Here is a 20,940-nt window from a genome sequence, read left to right as displayed (position 1 = left end):
CCCCGCCGCTTGCTTCTCCCCCGACGATCCGCGCGCCGCTGCGCGCGAGTACAGGAGCACACCATGCAGGACCGCATCCGCGAGTTCGTCCTCGCCGCCCTGACCGAGATGCAGTACGACGTCTCCGAGGTCACCGGCGACACCGACCTCGGCCCGGCCGGGCTCGACCTGGAGTCGCTCGCGCTGGCCGACCTCTCGGTCCAGGTCGAGGACGAGTTCGGGATCAAGTTCGACTTCGACGAGATGGAGAGCACCGCGCTGATGACGCTCGACGAGTTCACCGCCGACGTCGCCAAGCGCTTCGCCGCCGTCACCGCCACCTCGGGCAGCCCCGCGTGACCGAGCCCGTCCTCCCCGACCGGGCCGAGGTACTGACGATCCTGGCGGCGTTCGGGCAGCGCGCCGCCGACACCGTCCCCGAGGAACTCGGCTCCCTCGAACTCACCTGGCTGATAGCCGAGTTCGAGCAGCGATACGGCATCGAGCCGGATCTCGACGACGAACGCTTCGAGGCGATCCGGACGGTGGACGACGCCGTCGAGGTGCTCCGCTCCGCCGTCCTCGCGGCGGCCGCCGGCGCTCCGCTGGAACGGACCGCAGGGGTCGCGCAGTCATGACCGGCCACGCCCCGCCCGCCGTCCGGCCCGTGGTCACCGGTGTCGGCGTGCTCAGCGCGGCCGGCACCGGGCTGGACGCGCTCACCGACGCGGCCGCCCTCGGCAAGACCGCGTTCACCACGGTGACCAGGTTCGACGTCTCCGCGCGCCGGACCACCCGGGCCGCGCTGCTGGCCGAGCCGGTGCCGCTGGCCGACGCCGTCCTCGCCGCCGTGGACCAGGCCTGCCGCCAGGCCGGCCTGCCCGCCGGGCGCGGCGGTGACGGCCCCGACGGCGACGGCCGGGCCGCGGCGGACCGGGAGGGCATGCCCGTCCTGCTCGCGCTGCACAGTGACCTCCGCACCCGGGCCGTCACCGCCGCCGTCGCCGCCGGAGCCACCGCCGCCTGGGGGACCGCCGGCGTCACCCGCGTCTACACCGGTGCCTGCGTCGCCGCCGGCACCGCCGTGGCCGACGCCGCCGCCCTGGTGGCCGCCGGCCGCCACCCCCGGGTGCTGGTCGCCGCCGGCCACCTGGTGGAGCCGGGCGTCTTCGCCGCCTTCGACGCCGGCCGGGCGCTGGCCCGGGACGGCGAGCTGCGCCCGTTCAGCGCCGGCCGGACCGGCACCCTGCTCGGCGACGCGGCCGCCGCCGTGGTCGTCGAGGCGGAGCCGCGGGCCGAGCTGCGCGGCGCACCCGTGCTCGCCCGGCTGGCCGGCTGGGGCCGGTCCGGGGACGCCCACCACGTCTGCCGCCCGGAGCCGAGCGGCGACGGCGTCGCCCGCGCCGTCGGGGCCGCGCTCGCCCGGGCGGGCCTCGCCCCGGACGAGGTCGGCTACGTCAACGCCAACGGCACCGGTTCGCCGCTGTCCGACCGGGCCGAGGCCAACGCCCTGCACCGGGTGTTCGGCGCGCACGCCGGGCGGCTCCCGGTGAGCTCCAGCAAAGCCGTCCACGGGCACGCCCTGGAGGCCTCCGCCCTACTCGAACTCGCCGTCACCATCGGGGCGTTGCGCGACGAGCGGCTCCCGGTGAACGCCGGCTGGCTCGGCCCGGACCCGGACGTCGGACTGGACCTCGTGCTGGACGGCCCGCGCGCCGGCCGGCCACGCTACGCGCTGACGCTCAACTCCGCCTTCGGCGGCGCCAACACCGCACTCCTGGTGGCGACCCGGTGACCGCACTGCGCGTCCTCGCCGAAGCCCGCTGGCCGGAGCCGGGCCACCACGAGCCGCTCCCGCCGATCCCCGGCTTCACCGCCTCCTCCTTCAATCCGCTGGTCGCCGAGACCGCCGAGCGCTGCCTGCGCGCCCGGCACGGCAGCGCCCCGGCCCCCGGCCGGACCGCCCTGCTGCTGGCCAGCGCGGGCGGCGACCGCGCCACCGCCCGCGCCATCGACGACGCCGCCGCCTCCGGGGGGCGGGTGCCGCCCCTGCTGTTCTTCCAGTCCAACCCGAACGCCGTGCTCGGACACATCGCCGCCCGCTGGGGCCTGACCGGGCCGGTGGTGTCGATCAGCCCGGCCGAGTCCGTACCCGGCCGGGTGCCGCAGGACGCGCTCGACCTGGCGGCGCTGCTCCTCGCGGACGGCGACGCGGACCAGGTGCTCGTCGTCGCCGCCGAGCAGGCGGAGTCCGCCGGGGGGGCGGACCGGGCCGCCGCCGTCCTGGTCACGGCCGGCTGACCCGCGCCGCCCCGCCACCGCACGCCACGCCGCCTCCGTACCCCGCCACCCCGTATCGCCCGCACCGCCATCGAGCGAGCGGCGCACCCGACGCGCCCCGCCGAAGTACGCCCAGCACCATGGGAGGGATTCACCACCGTGAGCATCCGCAGTATCCGCACCCTTCTCGCGGACGACCCCGACGTCGGCGCCGGCAACGTCCTCACCCGCCGGATGGCCCTGGGCCTCGGACTGGACGAACCGCTGCTGGCCTTCGACACCCCGGTCGACGGCCATGCCGCCTGGCAGCCCTTCACACTGCGCGAACTCGACCGCGCCGTCCGGGCCCGGGCGGCGGCCCTGCACGGCCTCGGCGTCACCCGCCGCGATCCGGTGGTGGTCTACGCGACGGACGTCGCCGACCATGTGCTCTCCTTCCTCGCACTGGCCCGGCTCGGCGCCATCCCGGCGCTGCTGAACCCGAACGTGGACGGGGAGCGCGCCGCCCGCTACATCGCCCGGATCGGCGCCGTCGGCATCCTCGCCGACGCCCCGCACCTCGCCGCGCTGGCCGGCCACGACCCGGGCGCCCCGCTGCTCCCGGAGGTCGGCACGCTCGGCTCGGGCGACCCGGACGCCGCCCCCGCCCCCTACCGGCACTGGTCCGACGACCCGGTGGCGATCACGCACTCCTCCGGCACCACCGGGATGCCCAAGGCCGTCGTCCACTCCCACGCGAGCCTGTACGCGGCGATCCGCCACCGCCTGCGACTGCCCCGCCCGCAGGGCCAGGAGCGGATGCTCAGCGCACTGCCCGCGCCGCACGCCGCCACCCTGATCGCGGTGAACCTGGCGCTCAGCTCGCACACCCGGCTCGACCTGCTCTCCCGGCAGGCCGGCGCCGGTGTACTGGACGCCATCGAGGAGCGCCGGCCCACCGGTGTCATCGGCTTCGCCGCCACCTGGGCCGAGCTGGCCCACCACGACCTGGCGAAGCGCGAGTTGTCGTCGGTCGCGCTCTGGTGGAACACCGGGGACTGCGCGCACGAGGTGCACATCCGCCGGCTGATCGCCGCCGGCAGCCGCGAAGCAGTCACCCGCGAGGGCCGGGTCCGGCTGCCCGGCTCGCTGTTCGTGGACGGCCTCGGCTCCACCGAGATGGGCCACTCGCACTTCTTCATCACCCACGGACCCGGCACCGAACGCTACGGCCGCTGCGTCGGCCGCCCGCACGCCTTCGTCGACTGCGAGCTGGTCGGCCCGGACGGCGAGCCGCTGGGGACGAACGAGGTCGGCGAACTCGCCACCGCCTCCCCCACCCTGGCACTCGGCTACTGGAACGACTCGGTCAAGACCTTCCGCACCCGGATCCGCGGCCGCTTCCTCACCGGGGACCTCATGTACCGGGACGAGGAGGGCTACTACTACCACGTCGACCGTGCCGTGGACTCGGTCGAACTCGGCGGCGGCAAGCGGCTGTTCACCGCGATGTCGGAGGAGCGGGTACTGGCCGCCTGCCCCGACGTGGCGGACTGCACGGTGGTCGCCGTCCGGGACGGCGACCAGGTGGTCACCGACGTCCTGCTGATCCTGACCGCGGACGCGGATCCGACGGCCGACCGCACCAAGGCGGTCACCGCGGCCCTCGACGAGGCCGCGGCGGCCACCGTCCGCCAGGTCCTGGTGGTGGCGGGCGACGACATCCCGCTCGGGCCGACCGGCAAGGTCCGCAAGGTGCTACTGCGCCGCCGCTACCTCGACTCGGTGGCCGCCCGGTGAGCGCGGCCACCGCCCGCCCGGGCGCCGTGGTCACCGGGATCGGCCTGGTCACACCGGTCGGCCGGAAGCCGGCCGAGGTCTTCGAGGCGCTCACCGCCGGCCGCTCCGGCATCCGCGCGCTGCCCGAGGGCCACGCCGCGCACGGCTGGCTCACCGCCGCCGGTCTGGCACCCGCCGTCGAGGGCCGCGAGGTGCTGCCGCCCACCGAGACCAGGTGCGTGGACCGGTTCGTGCTGCTCGCCCTCGCCGCCGCCGACGACGCGCTCGCCGACGCGGGCCTGGTGGTCGGCCGCGACGCCGACCCGCACCGCACCGCCGTGGTACTGGCCACCGGCGGCGGCGGGCTGGAGACCTTCGAGCAGCAGTCGCACCGCCGACTGGAGCGCGGCCGGCCCGGCGTCAGCCCGTACCTGCTGCCCGGCATGCTCTCCAACATGGCCACCGCCCGGATCGCCATCAAACACGGTATCCGGGGCTTCAGTTCGGCCATCGTGACGGCCTGTGCGGCCGGCGCCCAGGCCGTCGCCGAGGGGCTGCGGCTGATCCGCGCCGGCGACGCCGACGTGGTGGTCTGCGGCGGCAGCGAGTCCTCGCTGCACCCGACGATCGCCGCCGCCTTCACCAACGCCCGTGCACTGTCGGCCGGCTGGGACGATCCGACCGAGGCCAGCCGGCCGTTCGACGCCCGCCGCAACGGCTTCGTCCTCGGCGAGGGCAGCGCCGTCCTCGTCCTGGAGCGGGCCGAGCACGCGGAGGCCCGCGGCGCGGCCGGGTACGCCGACCTCACCGGCTGGGGCGCCTCGACGGACGCCCACCACCCGACCATGCCGCGACCGGACGGCTCGGGCGCGGCCGACGCGATGCGCGCCGCGATCGCCAACGCGGGTCTGGCGCCGTCCGACATCGGCTACGTCAACGCGCACGGCACCGGCACCAAACTGGGCGATGTCGCCGAGACCGCCGCCCTGCGCGCGGTCTTCGGCGAGCACGGTCCGGCGGTCAGCTCCACCAAGGGCGCGACCGGCCATCTCCTGGGCGCCGCAGGGGCGTTGGAGGCAGTGGTGACCGCGCTCGCGGTCGCCCGGGGGACGCTGCCACCGACGCTCAACCTGACCGATCCCGATCCGGCCTGCGCGCTCGACCACGTGCGCGGCGCGGCCCGGTCCGTACCGCCGGGCGCCGCGCTGAGCAACGCCTTCGCCTTCGGCGGGCACAACCTCAGCCTGGTCTTCGGCCCGGCGTCCACCCGGTCCGTCAAGTAACCGACCGGGCACCGGGGTCGCACCCCGGCCTGCCCCGGGGCACCCGTCGGAGCCGACCCGGTCCGGCGCGGTGCCCCGGCCACCCATCATTCGCCACCCCCGGGGAGCACCCGTTGTCCATCCAGTCCATCACCCATGTCGAGTTCCACTGCGCGGACGCCGACAAGACCGCGGCCGGCCTCCGCGCCGACTTCGGCTTCGTGCCCGATGAACGCACGCCCGAAGCCCGCACGCCCGACGCCCGCACGCCCGATGCGCGGACGTCGGCGGAGCAGGCGCCCGGGGAGCCGGCCGCCGGGCCGGACGGCGTACGCACCGTCCGGCTGCGCCAGGGCGACATCCGGCTGCACCTCGTCTCCGCCGCCGACCCCGCCCACCCGGTCGCCCGGTTCGTCGCCGTGCACGGCGACGGCGTCGGGGTGATCGCGCTCGGCTGCACCGACCCGCAGGCCTCGCTGGAGCGCGCCGAGCGGCACGGCGCCCGCGTCCTGGACCGGGCCGGCGGCCTGGTGGCGGGCTTCGGCGACGTCGCCCTGCGGTTCGTCCCCGACACCGCCGCCGGGGCGGTCTCCGGCCCGACCGCGGAACCCGCCCCCGGCGCCCTGCTGGACGCCCTCGACCACGCGGCGATCTGCGTCCCGGCCGGCGAACTCGCCCCCGCCGTGCGGTTCTGCGAGGCCGCGCTCGGCCTCCACCGGATCTTCGGCGAGTACATCGAGGTCGGCGAGCAGGCGATGGACTCCAGCGTGGTGCAGAGCGCCTCCGGCGAGGTCACCTTCACCCTCATCGAGCCCGACACCTCCCGCCGGCCCGGCCAGATCGACACCTTCCTGGCCGACAACGAGGGCGCGGGCGTCCAGCACCTGGCCTTCCGCACCGGCGACATCGCCACCGCCGTGCGCACCATCCGCGAGCGCGGGGTGGAGTTCCTCACCACCCCGGGCGCCTACTACGACGCGCTGGCCGAGCGGCTCGGCGGGACGGCCATCCCGGTCGACACGCTGCGCGAACTCGACGTGCTGGTCGACCAGGACCACGGCGGGCAGCTCTTCCAGATCTTCCTGCGCTCGACCCACCCGCGCCGGACGTACTTCCTGGAACTGATCGAGCGCCAGGGTGCGGGCACCTTCGGCACCGCGAACATCAAGGCCCTGTACGAGGCCGTCGAGCGGACGAACGCCACCGCCTCCGTCTGAGCAACCCCCGCCCCGCAGAAGGAGGCCCCCGCATGACCACCGCACCCGAGTTCCGGCTCACCGAGGCCGAGCGCGCACTGCTGCCCACCCCCGAGGAGGTGGCGGGCTACCTCGAACACGGCTGGTACCTCTCCCGCCGGCTGTTCAGCGACGAGGAGCTGGACACCCTGCAGGCCGCCACCGAGAAGTACTACGAGGGCCACCGCGACCGCGAACTCGCCGTCCGCCCGCCGAACCTCGCCGCCTGGACGCCGGAGCACGGCCCGGTCCAGCGGCACAACGACTACGTGCACTACGAGAGCGACGCCATCGGCGCGATCCTGCGCAAGCCGCTGCTGGGCGCAGTCGCCGCGCTGCTGGCCGAGGCCGAGGAGATCCGGGTCTTCCAGGCGACGCTGATCTACAAGCCGCCGGTGCCCGAGGAGCCGACCAACCAGGTGCCCTGGCACTTCGACAAGCACTACTGGCAGACGTCCAGTTCCGACCGGATGCTCACGGCCTTCCTGCCGTTCCACGACTGCGGGGTGGAGAACGGCACGATCACCATGATCGACGGCAGCCACCGCTGGCGCGAGCTGGACTCCGGCGAGGACTCCACCCGGCACTTCGCCCACCGCGACCGCTCCGAACTGGAGTCGATCCTGGCCGCCAACGCGCACCACAACGGGCAGCAGGTGCGCAAGGTCCCGATCGAGATCCCGCGCGGGCACGTCAGCTTCCACCACTGCCGGACCTACCACGGCAGCGGTGCCAACCTGTCCGACGCACCGCGCCGCGCCGTCTCGCTGCACCTCCAGGACGGCGGGAACGAGTACCGCCACCACCTCAGGCCGGACGGCGGCACGGTGGTCTACAACCACGACGTGGTGGTCCGCCGCACCGCCGACGGCCGGCCGGACTACGCCGACCCGGACATCTGCCCGACCCTCTGGCGGGGCACCCCGTGACGGCGGTCGGCGGCACCGCCACCACGACGGGCCCGGTCCCCCGGCCGGGAGCCGCCGGGCCCGCGCCGCTGGGCACCCCCGAGCAGCGGTACCGGATGCTGCGGCTGATCCGCCGCTTCGAGGAGCAGGCGCTCACCCTGGTGAAGTCCGGGGTGATCACCGGCGGCATCCACCCCTACATCGGCCAGGAGGCCGTGGCGGTCGGCGTCTGCGCCGCGCTGGGCCCGGGCGACCGGCTCACCTCCACCCACCGCGGGCACGGCCACGTGCTCGCCCGGGGCGTCGACCCCCGCCGGCTGCTCGCCGAACTGGCGGGCCGGGTCGACGGGTTGAACCGGGGCCGGGGCGGCTCCATGCACGCCGCCGACCTCTCGCTGGGCATCCTGGGCGCCAACGGCATCGTCGGCGCCGGTGCGCCGATCGCGGTCGGCGCCGCCTGGGCGGCCCGGCAGGCCGGCGACGACCGGGTGGCGGTCTCCTTCTTCGGTGACGGCGCGCTCAACCAGGGCGTCCTGCTGGAGTCGTTCAACCTGGCCGCGATGTGGCGGCTGCCGGTGGTCTTCGTCTGCGAGAACAACGGCTACGCCACCACCCTGCCGGCCGCCACCGCGGTCGCGGGCAGCGCGGTCGGCCGGGCGGCCGCCTTCGGCATCCCCGCCGTCACCGTCGACGGGATGGACACCGAGGCCGTCCGGGCCGCGGCCGAGGAGGCCGTCGCCCGGGCCCGGTCCGGCGGCGGCCCGGGCTTCCTGGAGTGCCGCACCTACCGCTTCGAGGGCCACCACACCATGGAACGCCGGATGAAGCTGCGCTACCGCACGCCGGAGGAGGTGGCCGACTGGCGGGCCCGCGACCCGCTGCCGCGCGCCGCGGCCGCGATCGGCGAGGTACGCGCCGCCGAGCTCGACGCCTCGGTGGCAGCCGAGCTGGCGGCCGCCGAGCAATTCGCGCTCGCCTCCGAACTGCCCGATCTTGAGGGCGCGTTGGACTATCTGTACGCCGACGGACGGCGGCCGCGGGCGGGAGCGACGGGATGACCAGACTCTCCTACACCAAGGCGCTGAACCGGGCACTGGCCGACGAGTTGGCCGAGGACCCCGCGGTCTGCGTGTTCGGCGAGGACATCGGCGCCGGCCTGGCCGGTCCGACCCTCGGGCTGCTCGACCGCTTCGGGCCCGGGCGGATCGTCGACACCCCGCTCTCCGAACAGGCCTTCACGGCGATGGCGATCGGCGCGGCGCTGAGCGGCCGGCGGCCGGTGATCGAGTTCCAGATCCCCTCGCTGCTGTTCCTCGTCTTCGAGCAACTCGTCAACCAGGCACACAAGTTCTCCCTGATGACCGGCGGCCAGGCCAGTGTCCCGCTGACCTGTGTGGTCCCCGGATCCGGCTCCCGGGACGGCTGGGCGGGCCAGCACTCCGACCACCCCTACAGCCTGTTCGCGCACGCCGGGGTGAAGACGGTGGTGCCCGCCACGCCGACCGACGCGTACGGCCTGCTCCGCTCGGCCGTGCGCGACCCGGACCCGGTGGTGGTGTTCGCGCCGGCCGCCGCGCTGGCCGTGCGCGAGACCGTCACCTGGGCGCTGGAGCCGATCCCGCTCGGCTCGGCGCGCGTCCACCGCACCGGCACCGACGTCACCCTGGTCGCCGTCGGCCACCTGGTGCACGACGCGCTGGTGGTCGCGGAGGAGCTCGCCGACGAGATCTCGGTCGAGGTGCTCGACCCCCGTACGCTGCACCCCTTCGACTGGACGGCGCTGGCCGCCTCGTTGGAGCGCACCGGCCGGCTGGTGGTCGTCGACGACTCCAACCGCAGCTGCGGCATCGGCGCCGAGGTGCTGGCCACCGCCGCCGAGGAGATGCGGCTGATCGCCCCGCCCCGCCGCGTCACCCGCCCCGACGGCGCCGTCCTGCCGTTCGCCCCCGCCCTCGACCGCGCCCTCCAGCCCGGCCGGGAGCAACTGCGGCACGCGCTGCGCGCCGTCATGAAGTAACCCGGCGGGTGCGCGCCCCCTGTCCGGCGCGCACCCCTCGTGGCAGAATCCCGTTCCCCCTGTGAAGGAGCTCCACATGTCCACCAGCCGTTACCACTGGGACCGTTCGCACCCCGGCCTGACCGGTCTCCAGGAGGCCATCGACCCGCTGCGCCGCGAGGTCGTCGGCCACACCGTCTACGGCGGACTGACCAGCATCGGACACGTGCGGACCTTCCTGGACCGGCACGTCTTCGCCGTGTGGGACTTCATGTCGCTGCTGAAGAGCCTGCAGCGCGAGCTGACCTGCGTCGACGTGCCGTGGGTCCCGAACGGCCCGACCGCCAGCCGCCGGCTGATCAACGACATCGTGCTGGTGGAGGAGAGCGACGAGCTCGGCGAGGGCTTCACCAGCCACTTCGAGCTGTACGTCGAGGGCATGCGGCAGGCCGGCGCCGACCCGGCACCGGTCGAGGCCTTCCTGGAGCTGCTGCGCGCGGGCACCCCGGTGCCCGAGGCGCTGAAGGCCGCCGGGGTGCCGCAGGCCGCCGTGGACTTCACCGCGACCACCTGGGAGATCATCGAGAACGCGCCGGTGCACTGCCGCGCGGCCGCGTTCGCCTTCGGCCGCGAGGACCTCATCCCCGACATGTTCGCCCAGGTCATCAGCATCGACGACCCGGACGGCGCGCTCACCGTGTTCAAGGACTACCTGGCCCGGCACATCGAGGTCGACGGCGAGCAGCACACCCCGATGGCGATGCAGATGCTGATCGACCTCTGCGGCGACGACGACGCCAAGTGGGCGGCCTGCGCGGAGACCGTCCGGCTCGCGCTCAGCGCCCGGGTGCGGCTCTGGACGGCGATCGAGGAGGCCTTCCCGGCCTGACCGGCACCGGACGGTGCCGGAGGGCACGGGAGGGCACGGGAGGGCACGGGAGTGCACGGGAGTGCACGGGAGTGCACGCACCGCCTTGGTGCCCTCCGGGCCTCCGGAGCCCCGGACCGACGCGAGGGGGTGGGCCCGACGGCCCACCCCCTCGTCGGCGTCGCCGTACGCGGCGGCCCGGCCCGGTCAGAGCACCTTCGCGAGGGTGGTGGCCAGCTCGGGCAGCACGTCGGCCGGGTCGCGGTGGCGGTGCAGTGCCGCCCGCCCCTCGGCGCTGCGCAGCCGGGCGGCCAACCGGGCCGGGAGCACCGCCGTGGTGAGCGCTCCGGCCCCGTGGAACCCCTCCACCGTCCAGGAGACCCACGGCAGCGGGTAGTTCGCGGCCGGGCTGAAGAACACCGGCCGGTGGCCCTGGAAGGCGATCCGGTAGGCGCCGAACCGGCTCCAGTTGGAGAAGCTGAACCGGCGGTGCTCCGGGTCGAAGCCGAGCGGCACACAGTCGCGCAGCCGGGACCGCCCGATCGCCTCCAGGAAGGCCAGGTTGGAGCGGAGGTTGAGGTGCCCGTCGGCGAAGCCCTCCAGGGCCTCGCGCAGGGCGGCCGCGAGGGCCGCCGGGCCGTCCTGCGGAGCGTGGGGCAGGTGGACGTCCCCCAGCAGGTTGCCGACCAGGGTCGGCGGCAGACCGAGCGGGCGGCGTGCGTTGACCGGGACGGTGAGCCAGCGGGTCTCGCCGTCCTCGTCCAACTCCCGCACCGTACTGACGACATGGGCGCAGAGCACGTCGCCGGAGGAGAGTCTTCGCCCTGCTGTCGCGCTGAACACCTCGCGCATACGGGCGAGTTCGGCCTCGCCGAAGTACAGCTGGACGGTCCGGTTGGCGCGCGGCCCGGCCGCCACCGCAGCGGCCAGCACGGCGGCCTCGGCCGGGCCGGGCAGTCGGAACCCGGGCCGCCCGCAGTCCTCGGCGGGCAGCACCTTGCCGAGCAACGCGTCCTGGTCCTCGACCAGTTCGGCCTCGGGCAGCTCGTCGCCCTCCACCGCGGCGGACCAGGCCCGCATCAGCAGCATGAAGCTCTGCAGGTCACCGATCGCGTGGTGCCAGGAGCAGCCCAGCACCGTGCCGCCGGCCGAGGGCCGGGTGATCCGGACGGTGAGCAGCGGGACGCCGCCGGCCCGGGCGGCCGGGGCGTCCACCGGGTCGACCAGCGCGGCGCCGGCCGAGGTGACCCGGCCCATCGCCTCCGCCAGCGTGCCGTCGATGTCGTAACTGTCCATCGGTACACCGGAGTCGTCGCAGACGGCGGTCAGTTCGTCGCCGTCGGTGCGCAGCCGCCCGGCGAACACCGGGACCTGCGCCAGTGCCCGGGCGAGGCCGGCGGCGAGCCGGTCCTCGTCCAGGGTCTGTTCGAAGAAGAGGACCACCGAGACCGAGAGGTCGGCCAGCATGGTGTCCATCAGCCCGCAGCGCAGGCGGGTCCCCGGGGCCCGGCCGGCCCGGACCAGCCGGGAATCGCGCAACTGCGGCCAGAGACTCATCGGTCCATCCAGGGGCTCGCGGGGGGCCGCCCGGAGCGCTCCGGGCGGCGGGCAGACGCTCCGGACGGCGTGGCAGACGCTCCGGACGATGGGGCAAACGATAGGGCAGCGGTCCGCTTCCGATCCAGTGGTCCAGTCCAATTGACTCGGGCTGGTCAAGGGCGGGAGCGCCCCCGGAGCCCCGCCGGGAACGCCGGGCCGCCCCGGCCGGACTAGAATCCGAACCATGGGAGAGCGCGCAGGCGCGCCCGTCGCGCCGCCTCTGGTCCTCGTCACCGATCGGGACTCGCAGCTGATCGATCCCGGCCGGTCGTACCACGTCGGCCGCGACCCGACCAGCGAGATCGTCATCGACGACCCGCGGGTCTCCTGGCACCACGCCGTCCTGCACACCAGTGACGGCCACTGGCTGCTGGACGACGTCGGCAGCACCAACGGCACCTTCACCGACGGCCGCCGGATCGACCACCAGGACGTCGGCCCCGGCACCCGGCTACGGTTCGGCAACCCCGCCGACGGCCCCTCCGCGACCTTCGCCGGGCTGCCCGCGCCGGCCGGCCGCGAGCGGCCGTCGCTGATCGCCCCGCAGGCCTCCGGCGTCTTCCGGCAGCCCAGCGCGATCATCCGGCTCCCGGGCCGGACGGTGCGGATCGGCCGGGCCGACGACAACGACCTCGTCCTGGACGACCTGGTGGTCTCGCGCCACCACGCCGAGCTGCGCACCCTCCCCGACGGCGGGCACGAGATCGTCGACCTCGCCAGCCACAACGGCACCTACCTCAACGGCCGCCCGGTGGTCCGGGCCCCGGTCGGGCCGGCCGACATCGTCGGCATCGGCCACTTCGCGCTCTGCCTGTCCGGCGACGAGCTGGTCGAGTACACCGACACCGGCGAGATCTCGCTGGACGTCCAGGGCCTGGTGGTCCGGGTCGGCCCCGACCGCCGGGTGCTGCTGGACGGCGTCGGATTCCCGCTCGCCGAGAAGGCCCTGCTCGCGGTGGCCGGGCCCAGCGGCGCCGGCAAGTCCACCCTGCTCAACGCCCTCACCGGGCTGCGCCCGGCCGACGAGGGCACCGTCCTCTACGACGGCCGCGACCTGTACCGCGACTACGCCGAACTGCGCCGCCGGATCGGCCTGGTGCCGCAGGACGACATCCTGCACACCCAGCTCACCGTCCGCCGCGCGCTCTCCTACGCGGCCGAACTGCGCTTCCCCGGGGACACCACCAAGGCGGAGCGCGAGGCCCGGGTCGACGAGGTGATCCACGAACTCGGCCTGGACAGCCGGGCCGACCTGGTGATCTCCAGCCTCTCGGGCGGCCAGCGCAAGCGCGTCAGCGTCGCCCTGGAGCTGCTGACCAAGCCCTCCCTGCTCTTCCTCGACGAGCCGACCTCCGGGCTGGACCCGGGCATGGAACGCTCGGTGATGACGATGCTGCGCGGCCTCGCCGACGACGGCCGCACCGTCGTGGTGGTCACCCACAGCGTCCTGAGCCTGTCCGTCTGCGACCGGCTGCTGGTGCTGGCCCCGGGCGGGCGGACCGCCTACTACGGGCCGCCCGGCGAGGCCCTGGAGTTCTTCGGCTACTCCGAGTGGCCCGAGGCCTTCGAGGCCTTCGAGAGCGAGGACCACGCCGCCTGGCAGCGCCGGTTCCTGGCGTCCCCGCAGTACCAGCGGTACGTCGCCGCCGGCGCGGTGCCGGGCGTCCCCGTCGGGCGCCCGGCCGCGGTCGGCGGCAGCCCGATCGGACGGGAGAAGCCGCAGGGCTGGTTCTCCCAGCTGGGCACCCTGGTCCGCCGCTACACCGCGGTGCTGGCCGCCGACCGGCTCTTCCTCACCGTGATGATCGCCCTGCCGTTCATCATCGGCGTGATGTGCCGGGCGATGGCCGGCTCCCGGATCTCCCCCGACAACGCCATCAACGTGGTGCTCACCCTGTGCATCGGCGGGCTGCTCACCGGCTCCGCCAACGCGGTGCGCGAGATCGTCAAGGAACGGCCGATCTACCAGCGGGAACGGGTGGTCGGGCTCTCCAGATCGGCGTACCTGGTCTCCAAGGTGGTGGTGCTCGGCACCGTCACGGTGGCCCAGGCGGCCGTGCTGACCACGGTCGGTCTGGCCGGGGTGGACCTCAGCCCGACGCTGCCCAACGGGGTGACGGTGCACAGCGGCGTCGTGCTGCCGCCGCTCGCCGAGCTGATCCTGGCCGTCGCGATGCTCTCCTTCTCGGCCATGATGCTCGGCCTACTGGTCTCCGCGCTGGTCCGCAAGGAGGAGGCCACCATGCCGATGCTGGTGCTCCTCTCGGTGGTGCAGATCGTCTTCAGCGGCGCCATGCTGAAGCTGCACGGAGTGCCCGGCCTGGAGCAGTTCGCCTGGCTGGTGCCGTCGCGCTGGGGTCTGGCCGCCATGGCCCAGACCGTCGACCTGCACACGGTCTTCCCGACCGCGATCACCGCGGACCCGCTGTTCCGCCCCGACCGCACCCGCTGGCTGCGGTGCCTGGGCATCCTGGTGGGCCTCTCGGTGGTGCTGGGCGGCGCCGTGCTGGCACTGCTGCGCCGGCAGGAGCCCTCGATCATGCGGAAGTGATCGGATGCGCACGACCGGGACCCGGGGTGCGCAGGACGCAGGTGATCAGCTGGAAGTGATCACGCAGAAGTGAACGCCTCCGATGGACGGAGCCCATGGACGAATTCGCGTTCCGCCCGACCCATGTCGCCCCGCCGGACGGGATGGCCACCTGGACGGCCCCCGACCCGGCGCAGCCGGCCGCCCGGCTGGACCCGCTGCTGCCGGTCCAGCTGATCGCCCGGCAGGGCGACTGGGGGCACGTGCTCTGCTCCAACGGCTGGACCACCTGGGTGGACGGCCGGCTGCTGATCAACCTCCCGACGGCGCCGCCGGACGCCACCGGCCCACCGGCCCGGACGGCCGACCCCCGCCCGGCGCTGGCCGAGGCCGAGGGCGCGCTGGCCCGCTACCGGGCGCTGCTGGAGGACCTCGCGGCCGGCAGCGCCGATCTGGAGACCTTCCGGGACCGGGCCCGCGGCCTGCGGATCGGGCTGGTCGTCGACGGCGAGGCGCTCTGGCTGTTCGACCCGGTGCACGACCGCTGGTGCTACTGCGACGGCCTCCAGCTGCAGACCTACGCGGCGCCCGGGCGGCCGAACGCCTCCCCGGCCGCGACCCCGCGCCCGGCCGCCTCACCCCCGCCCGCGCCCGGCCCAGCCGCCTCGCCCGCGCCCGGCCGAGCCCCCACCGGGTACGAACCGACCCGGACGGTTGAGCCGTGATCCCCCCGGAGGAGTCGGGCAGCGGCGAGCCCACCGAACCGCCGCCGCCGACCGGGTCGCACACCGAGGAGGTCCCCGGTCTGCCGTCCGGCATGGTCGGGCGGCGGGTGGCCGGCTACCGGCTGGAGGCCGAGATCGGCCGGGGCGGCATGGCCGTCGTGTACCGGGCCAAGGACCTGCGGCTGGGCCGGACGGTCGCGGTGAAGTTGCTGGCGCCGGAGCTGGCCCGCAACGAGGTGTTCCGCCAGCGGTTCATCCACGAGTCGGAGGCCGCCGCCGCGATCGACCACCCGCACATCATCCCGGTGTTCGAGGCGGGCGAGACGGACGGGATCCTGTTCATCGCGATGCGCTTCGTGCACGGCGGCGACCTGCGCGAGCTGATGAACCGGGGCGGCGCGTTCACGGTCGGCCGGGCGGCCCGGCTGGCCCTGCAGATCGGCTCCGCCCTGGACGCCGCGCACGACCAGGACCTGGTCCACCGGGACGTCAAGCCGGGCAACGTGCTGGTCGCCGCGGGCACGGACAGCGAACACCCGGAGCACCTGTACCTGGCCGACTTCGGCCTCACCAAGAAGTCGCTCTCGCTCAGCGGCCTGACCACCGTCGGGCAGATCGTCGGCACCCTGGACTACGCGGCGCCCGAGCAGATCTCCGGACGGCCGCTGGACGGCCGCTGCGACCAGTACAGCCTGGGCTGCGTGGTGTTCGAGATGCTGGCCGGGACGCCGCCGTTCCGCCGGGAGAGCGACCTCGCGCTGCTCTGGGCCCACCTCAACGACCCGCCGCCGACGCTGCGGGACCACCGCCCGGACCTGTCCGCCGAGGTGGACGCCGTGGTGGCCCGGGCACTCGCCAAATCACCCGAGCAGCGGTACGCCAGCTGCCTGCAGTTCGTCGCCGAGCTGCGCGCCGCCACCGCCGAGGCGCCCAGCCCCGCCACCCCCTGGGTGGCGGACGGACCGGCCACCCAGGTGCTCCCGGCGTACGGCGGCGGCGCGGGCGGGCCGTACGTCTCGCCCCCGGTGCCCGAGCCGCCGGACTGGGCGACGCCGGTCGTCCACCCCCGGAGACGCTGAGGCGCGGCGGTCCCGGCCGTCAGCCGCCGTCCGCCGCGATCTCGCCGCGCCTGCTCCGGTGGGCCGCCAGCAGACCGCCGAGCAGGCCGGCCACCAGGCCCCAGGCCGCCGCCAGCGGCACCAGCAGCCAGAGCTGCGGGTCGAGCACGAGCGAGCCGCCGCCGAGGCCCGCGACCGGGTTGGTGTCGCCGAGCACGGAGCCGAGGAGATCGCCCAGCCCGCCGTCTCCGGCGCCGACCCCGAGCACCGAGAGGCCGTAGTCGGCGGAGACCCGGGACCAGACCCCCACCAGCAGCATCGTCACGGCCGCGGCCGCGCCCAGCCGGACGGCGTGCTGCCAGAGCCGGACCCCGCGCGGGGAGCGGTAGGCGGTGAGGAAGCCGGCCGCCAGCAGCAGCACGGCCGTCAGCGGCAGCAGCCACCAGACCCGGCCGTCCTGCTCCGCGAGGGTGCTGAGACTGATGGTGGCCGACTTGCCCTCGGGTGCGCGCAGCACCTCGGACAGCGACTCCGGGACGGGCAGCCCGATCGCCCCGACCAGGTGGCCGTGCCACTCGGCGCCCATCCCCAGCCCGAGGGCGAGCCAGACCAGGTTGGGCAGCGCCAGCAGGAGCAGGGCCAGCGTCGCCCGGGCGTCGCCGTGCACGACGGCGGTGACGAGCCCCGCCACCAGGCCGAGCACCACACAGGTGAGCAGCACCAGCAGCATCGCGAACGCGGCCGGCCGGACGGCCTGCTGGAACGGCACCAGGCCGCGCGGCAGCGGCGCCCGGCGGGAGACCGCGAAGGTGGCCGCCAGGACCACCAGCAGCCAGAGCAGCCCGAGGCCGATGGTGCTCAGCGGCTCCGCGTGGAAGCCGATCTCGGGGGTCAGGCCGAGGGCGCCGCCGAGGTCCTGGACGAGGTCGCCGCCGAGCGGGACGACGAAGGTGTGCCGGGCGGCGAGGGTGATCAGCACCAGGGCCACCACCCAGACGGCCGCCGTCCGGGCCACCCGGCCGAGCAGTTCGGCGCCGCCGGCGACCGCCCGGAAGCGCAGCTGGCGCAGGAACACCTCCGCCATCACCAGGGCGCCGACCAGTCCGACGGTCAGCGGCATCGCGGTGATCCCGGCGTCCACCTGGGCGAAGAAGCCCGCCCCGCCGTCGAGCTGCACGGAGCCGCCGACGGCGAGCGCCAGCGCACCGGCCAGGACGTACGGGAAGCCGCCGCCCGGCAGGGAGCCGGCGCCGGCGGCCCAGAGGCCGAGGGCGGCCACCGCCGCCATCGCGGCGATCCCGGCGAGGACGACCGCCGACGCGTCCAGCCAACCGCGCAGAACGCCGGGCGGGCCGGGCGCCGTGGTGGGGGGCTCCTGGGGCATGCGGGCTCCTGGTGGACTCGGGTGCCCCCCTCGCGTCTGAGTCCAGCGTCACCCAGGACCGGGCCGCGCGCGCTGTGTGCGCACGGCGAGCCGGCGGTGGCGTGCTGTTGCGGCGGTTGGCGGGCGGGGGCAGAAATGGAAGCCAGTGGCAGGAGCCTTCTGTGCCGGTCGTTTCGCCGGCCGCCCGCGAAACGGAGCCTCGATGAGTTCCCAACCGCCCCTCTCCGGGCCCCCGTCCGGCCCGCCGTCCGGCCCGCTCTCCGGGCCGCCGTCCAGCGGCCCGCCGGGACCGCCGTCCGTTCCCCCGTCCGGGCCGTCCGGGCCGGGCGGCTCCTCGGCCGGTGGGCCGGGTGGGCGTCCGACGCCGTGGTGGCGGTCCCGCACGAAGCTGGCGCTGGCCGGGGGGACCGCGGCGCTGGCCGTGCTCGCGACGGTGCTGATCGTCAACAGCGGCGGCGGGAGCGGTACCCCCAGCGATGCCATCCCGGCCGCGAACGAGGTGGCGCTGCAGACGCCGGGCGATCCGGGACCGGCGCCGTTCACCCAGTCGGTCGAGACCACCGCCGTCTCCTCTCCCGCGTCGGCCCCGGGCAGTCCGGGCGGCGCCACGAAGAGCACCGCCGCGGCCTCACCGAGCGGCATCCACACCGTGCAGGGCTCCTCGGCCGGGCTCTACGCCGGTGAGAAGTCCAAGCCGGCCTGCGACGTCGAACGGCTGATCTCCATGACGTCGACCGGAGACACCGGCCGGGCCTGGGCGGCCGCCCAGGGGATCGAGCAGTCCGCCATCCCGGGCTACCTGCGCTCGCTGACCTCCGCCTACCTGCGGGTGGACACCCGGGTCACCAACCACAGCTACAAGGGCGGGGCGTCGGTCGCCTACCAGTCGGTGCTGCAGGCCGGCACCGCCGTCCTGGTCGACGCGCAGGGCGTACCGCGGGTGCGCTGCAGCTGCGGGAACCCGCTGAAGCCGCCGGAGCTGGTGAGCGACGCCAAGTACACCGGCAAGTCGTGGACCGGCTTCCAGCCGTCCTCGCTGGTCATCGTGGTGGCGGCGCCTAAGCCGGTGACGGAGCTCGTCCTGGTGGACATCACCACCGGTGGCTGGTTCGCCCGGGTGACCGGGCAGATCAAGGTGGTGGACAAGACGGTCCAGCCGCCGGAGGTCCTGGTGCCGGGCATCCCGCCGGCCGCTCCGATGAAGCCGGTCTCCCCGTCGGCGTCGATGTCGGGCTCCACCTCGGGTTCGGGCTCGCCCTCGACCTCCGGCTCGACCTCGGGCTCGACCGGTCCGTCGACCGGGTCGGCCTCGGCCTCCAGCTCCTCGGGCACGCCGTCCGGGCCGTCCTCCGGCCCGTCGTCCTCGGCGAGCACCGGCTCGGCGTCGGCCTCGTCGTCGACCAAGTCCGCCGGCCCCACCTCGTCCTCGCCGCCCGGCCCGTCCACCGCCAGCGTGACGCCCTCCACGGCGACGGCGTCCGCGAACTCGGCGACGGCGTCCGGACCGACGGTGGCCACGGCGACCTGTGCGACCGTCGCGCCCTCGACCCTCCCGCCCTGCCCCGGCGCCACGGGCAGCACGCCCAGCTGACCGACCACTCCTCCCCCGGCGGCGGGGCGCCTCGGACCTACCGGGCGCCCCGCCGCTGCGTCACGCCATCCACCTGCATAGTTGGATTATCAAACGCATGCCGCTACAGTGAGTCGCGATGTCAAACCCACGCCCCTTGGGAGCTCTCGTGACCGCCCCCCGCACCGCCGCGCCCCGCACCCCGGAGGTGCCGGATGCCGCGCACTGACCGCACCGGGACCGTGCTGCTGGCCGCCTGCCTCGGCCTCTTCACCGTCTTCATCCAGACCACCCAGACCATCGGCACGCTGGGCGCGGTCCGCGCCGACCTCGGCCTCGACGCCGCGGACCTGGTCTGGATCCCGAGCATGTACACCCTGGTGGTGGCCTCCGTCGTACTCGGCGGCGGCGCGTTCGCCGACCGCTGGGGCCGCCGGCGGATCTTCCTGCTGGGCGCGCTCGCGATGGCCGCCGGCGGGGTGGTCCTGGTGTTCGCCGGGAGCCTGTCCACCGTCCTGCTCGGACAGGCGGTGGCCGGACTCGGCGGCGCGCTGATCACCCCCAGCTCGCTCGCCCTGGTGACCGACGCCTTCCCCGACCCGCGCCGGCGGGCCGGCGCGATCGCCGCCTGGGCCGCCGCCTCCGGCCTCGGCCTCGCCCTCGGGCCGATCACGGCCGGGCTGGCGCTGCGCTGGTCGACCTGGCACACCGCGTTCTGGCTCGGCCCCGTGATCGCCGCGCTCGCCGGCGCCGCCGCCCTGTTCGGCGTGACCGAGTCCCGGGCCGAGGGCGTCCGCCTGGACTGGCCCGGGCAGATCCTCGCCACCGGCGGGCTCGCCCTGCTCATCTACTGGCTGATCGACGGCGGCCACCACAGCTACCTCGGCGGCGCCCCGCTGGCCGCCGCCCTCGGCGCGGCCGTCCTGCTCGCCGCCTTCGCCGTGGTCGAACTGCGCCGCACCCACCCGCTGCTCGACCTCCGGCTGATGCGCGACCCCTCGTACAGCGCGGCGCTGCTGCTGGCCGGCACCGTCCTGTTCGGCTTCGTCGGGCTCGCCATGCTCCAGGTGCTCTGGCTGCAGCAGGTGCGCGGGCTGACCGCACTCCAGGTGGGCGTCCAACTCCTCACGGAATTCGGCATGTTCATCCTGGCCTCGGCGGTCGCCGGGATCCTCGGGCCACGGTTCGGCGCGGCCCGGCTCATCGTCACCGGGCTGCTGCTGGCGGCGGCGGGCGCCGGCCTGTTCGCCACCGTCGAACCGGCCGACGGGTTCGGCGGCTACGCCCCGGCGCTGGTGCTGTTCGGCTTCGGCTGCGGCCTGGCCGGCGCGCCCTCGACCGCGCTGGCGGTCGGCCATGTGCCGCGCGGCAAGGAGGGCGCGGCCGCCGGCACGGTCAACGCCGCCCGCCAGGTCGGCGCGGTGCTCGGCACCAGCGTCCTCGGCACCCTGATGACCAGCCGCTTCGGCGAGCGGCTCGGCGCCCTCCGGAACCCGCGGCCGCAGGACGTGGCCCAGGTCTTCACCGACGCCGTCGGCCGCGCGGCCTCGGTCGCCGCGATCGTCCTCCTCGCCGGCGCGGCCGCGGGCGCCCTCCTCCTCGCCCTCGCCCGGCGCCGCCGTCCCGCGCCGAGCCCGGCGGAGCCGGCCACCCTCACCGCGGTGCGCGCCTCGAACACCTGACGCTCCGTCGCCCCCCGCGCGAGCGGATCCCGGCCGCCACCCGGGTCCCGTCACGGCCGGCGGTCCGGGCGGCCCCCTCGGCAGGGGGGCCGCCCGTGCCGGCTGC

At 75.2% G+C, this 20,940-nt stretch carries 18 protein-coding genes; 16 read left to right on the top strand and 2 right to left on the bottom strand.

Annotated features, from left to right (window positions below):
- Window positions 1-63 precede the first annotated feature (63 nt).
- The 11 genes from ABT263_RS28410 (at window position 64) to ABT263_RS28360 (ending at window position 10,307) form a co-directional block, all read left to right on the top strand.
- Window positions 64-339, top strand: a complete 276-nt coding sequence (locus ABT263_RS28410) for an acyl carrier protein (protein WP_329491299.1) — start codon at window positions 64-66, stop codon at window positions 337-339.
- A complete protein-coding gene (locus tag ABT263_RS28405; RefSeq protein ID WP_352294589.1) occupies window positions 336-617 on the top strand; it encodes an acyl carrier protein in 282 nt (93 codons plus the stop codon). The genes ABT263_RS28410 and ABT263_RS28405 overlap by 4 nt, the downstream gene beginning before the upstream one ends.
- Complete coding sequence (locus ABT263_RS28400) at window positions 614-1,774, top strand: beta-ketoacyl synthase N-terminal-like domain-containing protein (protein ID WP_352294587.1); 1,161 nt, start codon at window positions 614-616, stop codon at window positions 1,772-1,774. The genes ABT263_RS28405 and ABT263_RS28400 overlap by 4 nt, the downstream gene beginning before the upstream one ends.
- The gene (locus ABT263_RS28395; RefSeq protein ID WP_352294585.1) at window positions 1,771-2,280 is read left to right on the top strand and encodes a beta-ketoacyl synthase N-terminal-like domain-containing protein; all 510 of its coding nucleotides are present in this window, start codon (window positions 1,771-1,773) and stop codon (window positions 2,278-2,280) included. The genes ABT263_RS28400 and ABT263_RS28395 overlap by 4 nt, the downstream gene beginning before the upstream one ends.
- A gap of 138 nt (window positions 2,281-2,418) precedes the next feature.
- Window positions 2,419-4,038, top strand: coding sequence for a class I adenylate-forming enzyme family protein (locus ABT263_RS28390; RefSeq protein WP_352294583.1), 1,620 nt, complete (start codon window positions 2,419-2,421; stop codon window positions 4,036-4,038).
- Entirely contained in the window at window positions 4,035-5,300 is a 1,266-nt protein-coding gene (locus ABT263_RS28385) for a beta-ketoacyl-[acyl-carrier-protein] synthase family protein (RefSeq protein WP_352294581.1), read from the top strand. The genes ABT263_RS28390 and ABT263_RS28385 overlap by 4 nt, the downstream gene beginning before the upstream one ends.
- A gap of 113 nt (window positions 5,301-5,413) precedes the next feature.
- Complete coding sequence (gene hppD / locus ABT263_RS28380; RefSeq protein WP_352294579.1) at window positions 5,414-6,496, top strand: 4-hydroxyphenylpyruvate dioxygenase; 1,083 nt, start codon at window positions 5,414-5,416, stop codon at window positions 6,494-6,496.
- A 32-nt stretch (window positions 6,497-6,528) separates the two neighbouring features.
- The gene (locus ABT263_RS28375; protein WP_329491292.1) at window positions 6,529-7,443 is read left to right on the top strand and encodes a phytanoyl-CoA dioxygenase family protein; all 915 of its coding nucleotides are present in this window, start codon (window positions 6,529-6,531) and stop codon (window positions 7,441-7,443) included.
- On the top strand, window positions 7,440-8,480 hold the full coding sequence (locus tag ABT263_RS28370; protein WP_352294577.1) for a thiamine pyrophosphate-dependent dehydrogenase E1 component subunit alpha: 1,041 nt from the start codon (window positions 7,440-7,442) through the stop codon (window positions 8,478-8,480). Before ABT263_RS28375 ends, ABT263_RS28370 begins: the two co-directional genes overlap by 4 nt.
- Complete coding sequence (locus ABT263_RS28365) at window positions 8,477-9,439, top strand: alpha-ketoacid dehydrogenase subunit beta (protein ID WP_352294575.1); 963 nt, start codon at window positions 8,477-8,479, stop codon at window positions 9,437-9,439. The genes ABT263_RS28370 and ABT263_RS28365 overlap by 4 nt, the downstream gene beginning before the upstream one ends.
- 76 nt (window positions 9,440-9,515) lie before the next feature.
- On the top strand, window positions 9,516-10,307 hold the full coding sequence (locus ABT263_RS28360; protein WP_352294573.1) for a DUF3050 domain-containing protein: 792 nt from the start codon (window positions 9,516-9,518) through the stop codon (window positions 10,305-10,307).
- Between the two features lie 186 nt (window positions 10,308-10,493).
- Here the strand turns inward: ABT263_RS28360 and ABT263_RS28355 are convergent, their stop codons facing one another.
- Entirely contained in the window at window positions 10,494-11,843 is a 1,350-nt protein-coding gene (locus ABT263_RS28355) for an acyltransferase (RefSeq protein WP_352294571.1), read from the bottom strand.
- Window positions 11,844-12,069: 226 nt separating this feature from the next.
- Between ABT263_RS28355 and ABT263_RS28350 the strand changes: the two genes are divergently transcribed.
- From ABT263_RS28350 to ABT263_RS28340, 3 genes are all read left to right on the top strand, one after another.
- Complete coding sequence (locus ABT263_RS28350; protein ID WP_352294569.1) at window positions 12,070-14,436, top strand: ABC transporter ATP-binding protein/permease; 2,367 nt, start codon at window positions 12,070-12,072, stop codon at window positions 14,434-14,436.
- A gap of 95 nt (window positions 14,437-14,531) precedes the next feature.
- Window positions 14,532-15,140: an SH3 domain-containing protein gene (locus ABT263_RS28345; protein WP_352294567.1), complete on the top strand. Its 609-nt coding sequence runs from the start codon at window positions 14,532-14,534 to the stop codon at window positions 15,138-15,140.
- A 92-nt stretch (window positions 15,141-15,232) separates the two neighbouring features.
- Window positions 15,233-16,219, top strand: coding sequence for a serine/threonine-protein kinase (locus ABT263_RS28340; protein ID WP_352294628.1), 987 nt, complete (start codon window positions 15,233-15,235; stop codon window positions 16,217-16,219).
- Between the two features lie 19 nt (window positions 16,220-16,238).
- Here the strand turns inward: ABT263_RS28340 and ABT263_RS28335 are convergent, their stop codons facing one another.
- A complete protein-coding gene (locus ABT263_RS28335) occupies window positions 16,239-17,582 on the bottom strand; it encodes a streptophobe family protein (RefSeq protein WP_352294565.1) in 1,344 nt (447 codons plus the stop codon).
- Between the two features lie 202 nt (window positions 17,583-17,784).
- On the opposite strand from ABT263_RS28335, the gene ABT263_RS28330 reads away from it, so the two are divergent.
- Complete coding sequence (locus ABT263_RS28330) at window positions 17,785-19,173, top strand: DUF6777 domain-containing protein (RefSeq protein ID WP_352294563.1); 1,389 nt, start codon at window positions 17,785-17,787, stop codon at window positions 19,171-19,173.
- A gap of 194 nt (window positions 19,174-19,367) precedes the next feature.
- On the top strand, window positions 19,368-20,834 hold the full coding sequence (locus ABT263_RS28325) for an MFS transporter (protein ID WP_352294562.1): 1,467 nt from the start codon (window positions 19,368-19,370) through the stop codon (window positions 20,832-20,834).
- The last annotated feature ends 106 nt before the right edge of the window (window positions 20,835-20,940 follow it).

Source organism: Kitasatospora sp. NPDC001603, from assembly GCF_040298365.1.
Lineage (GTDB): Bacteria > Actinomycetota > Actinomycetes > Streptomycetales > Streptomycetaceae > Kitasatospora.
Note: the sequence above shows the minus strand (reverse complement) of the source record. Positions and strands in the feature narration are given on the sequence as shown.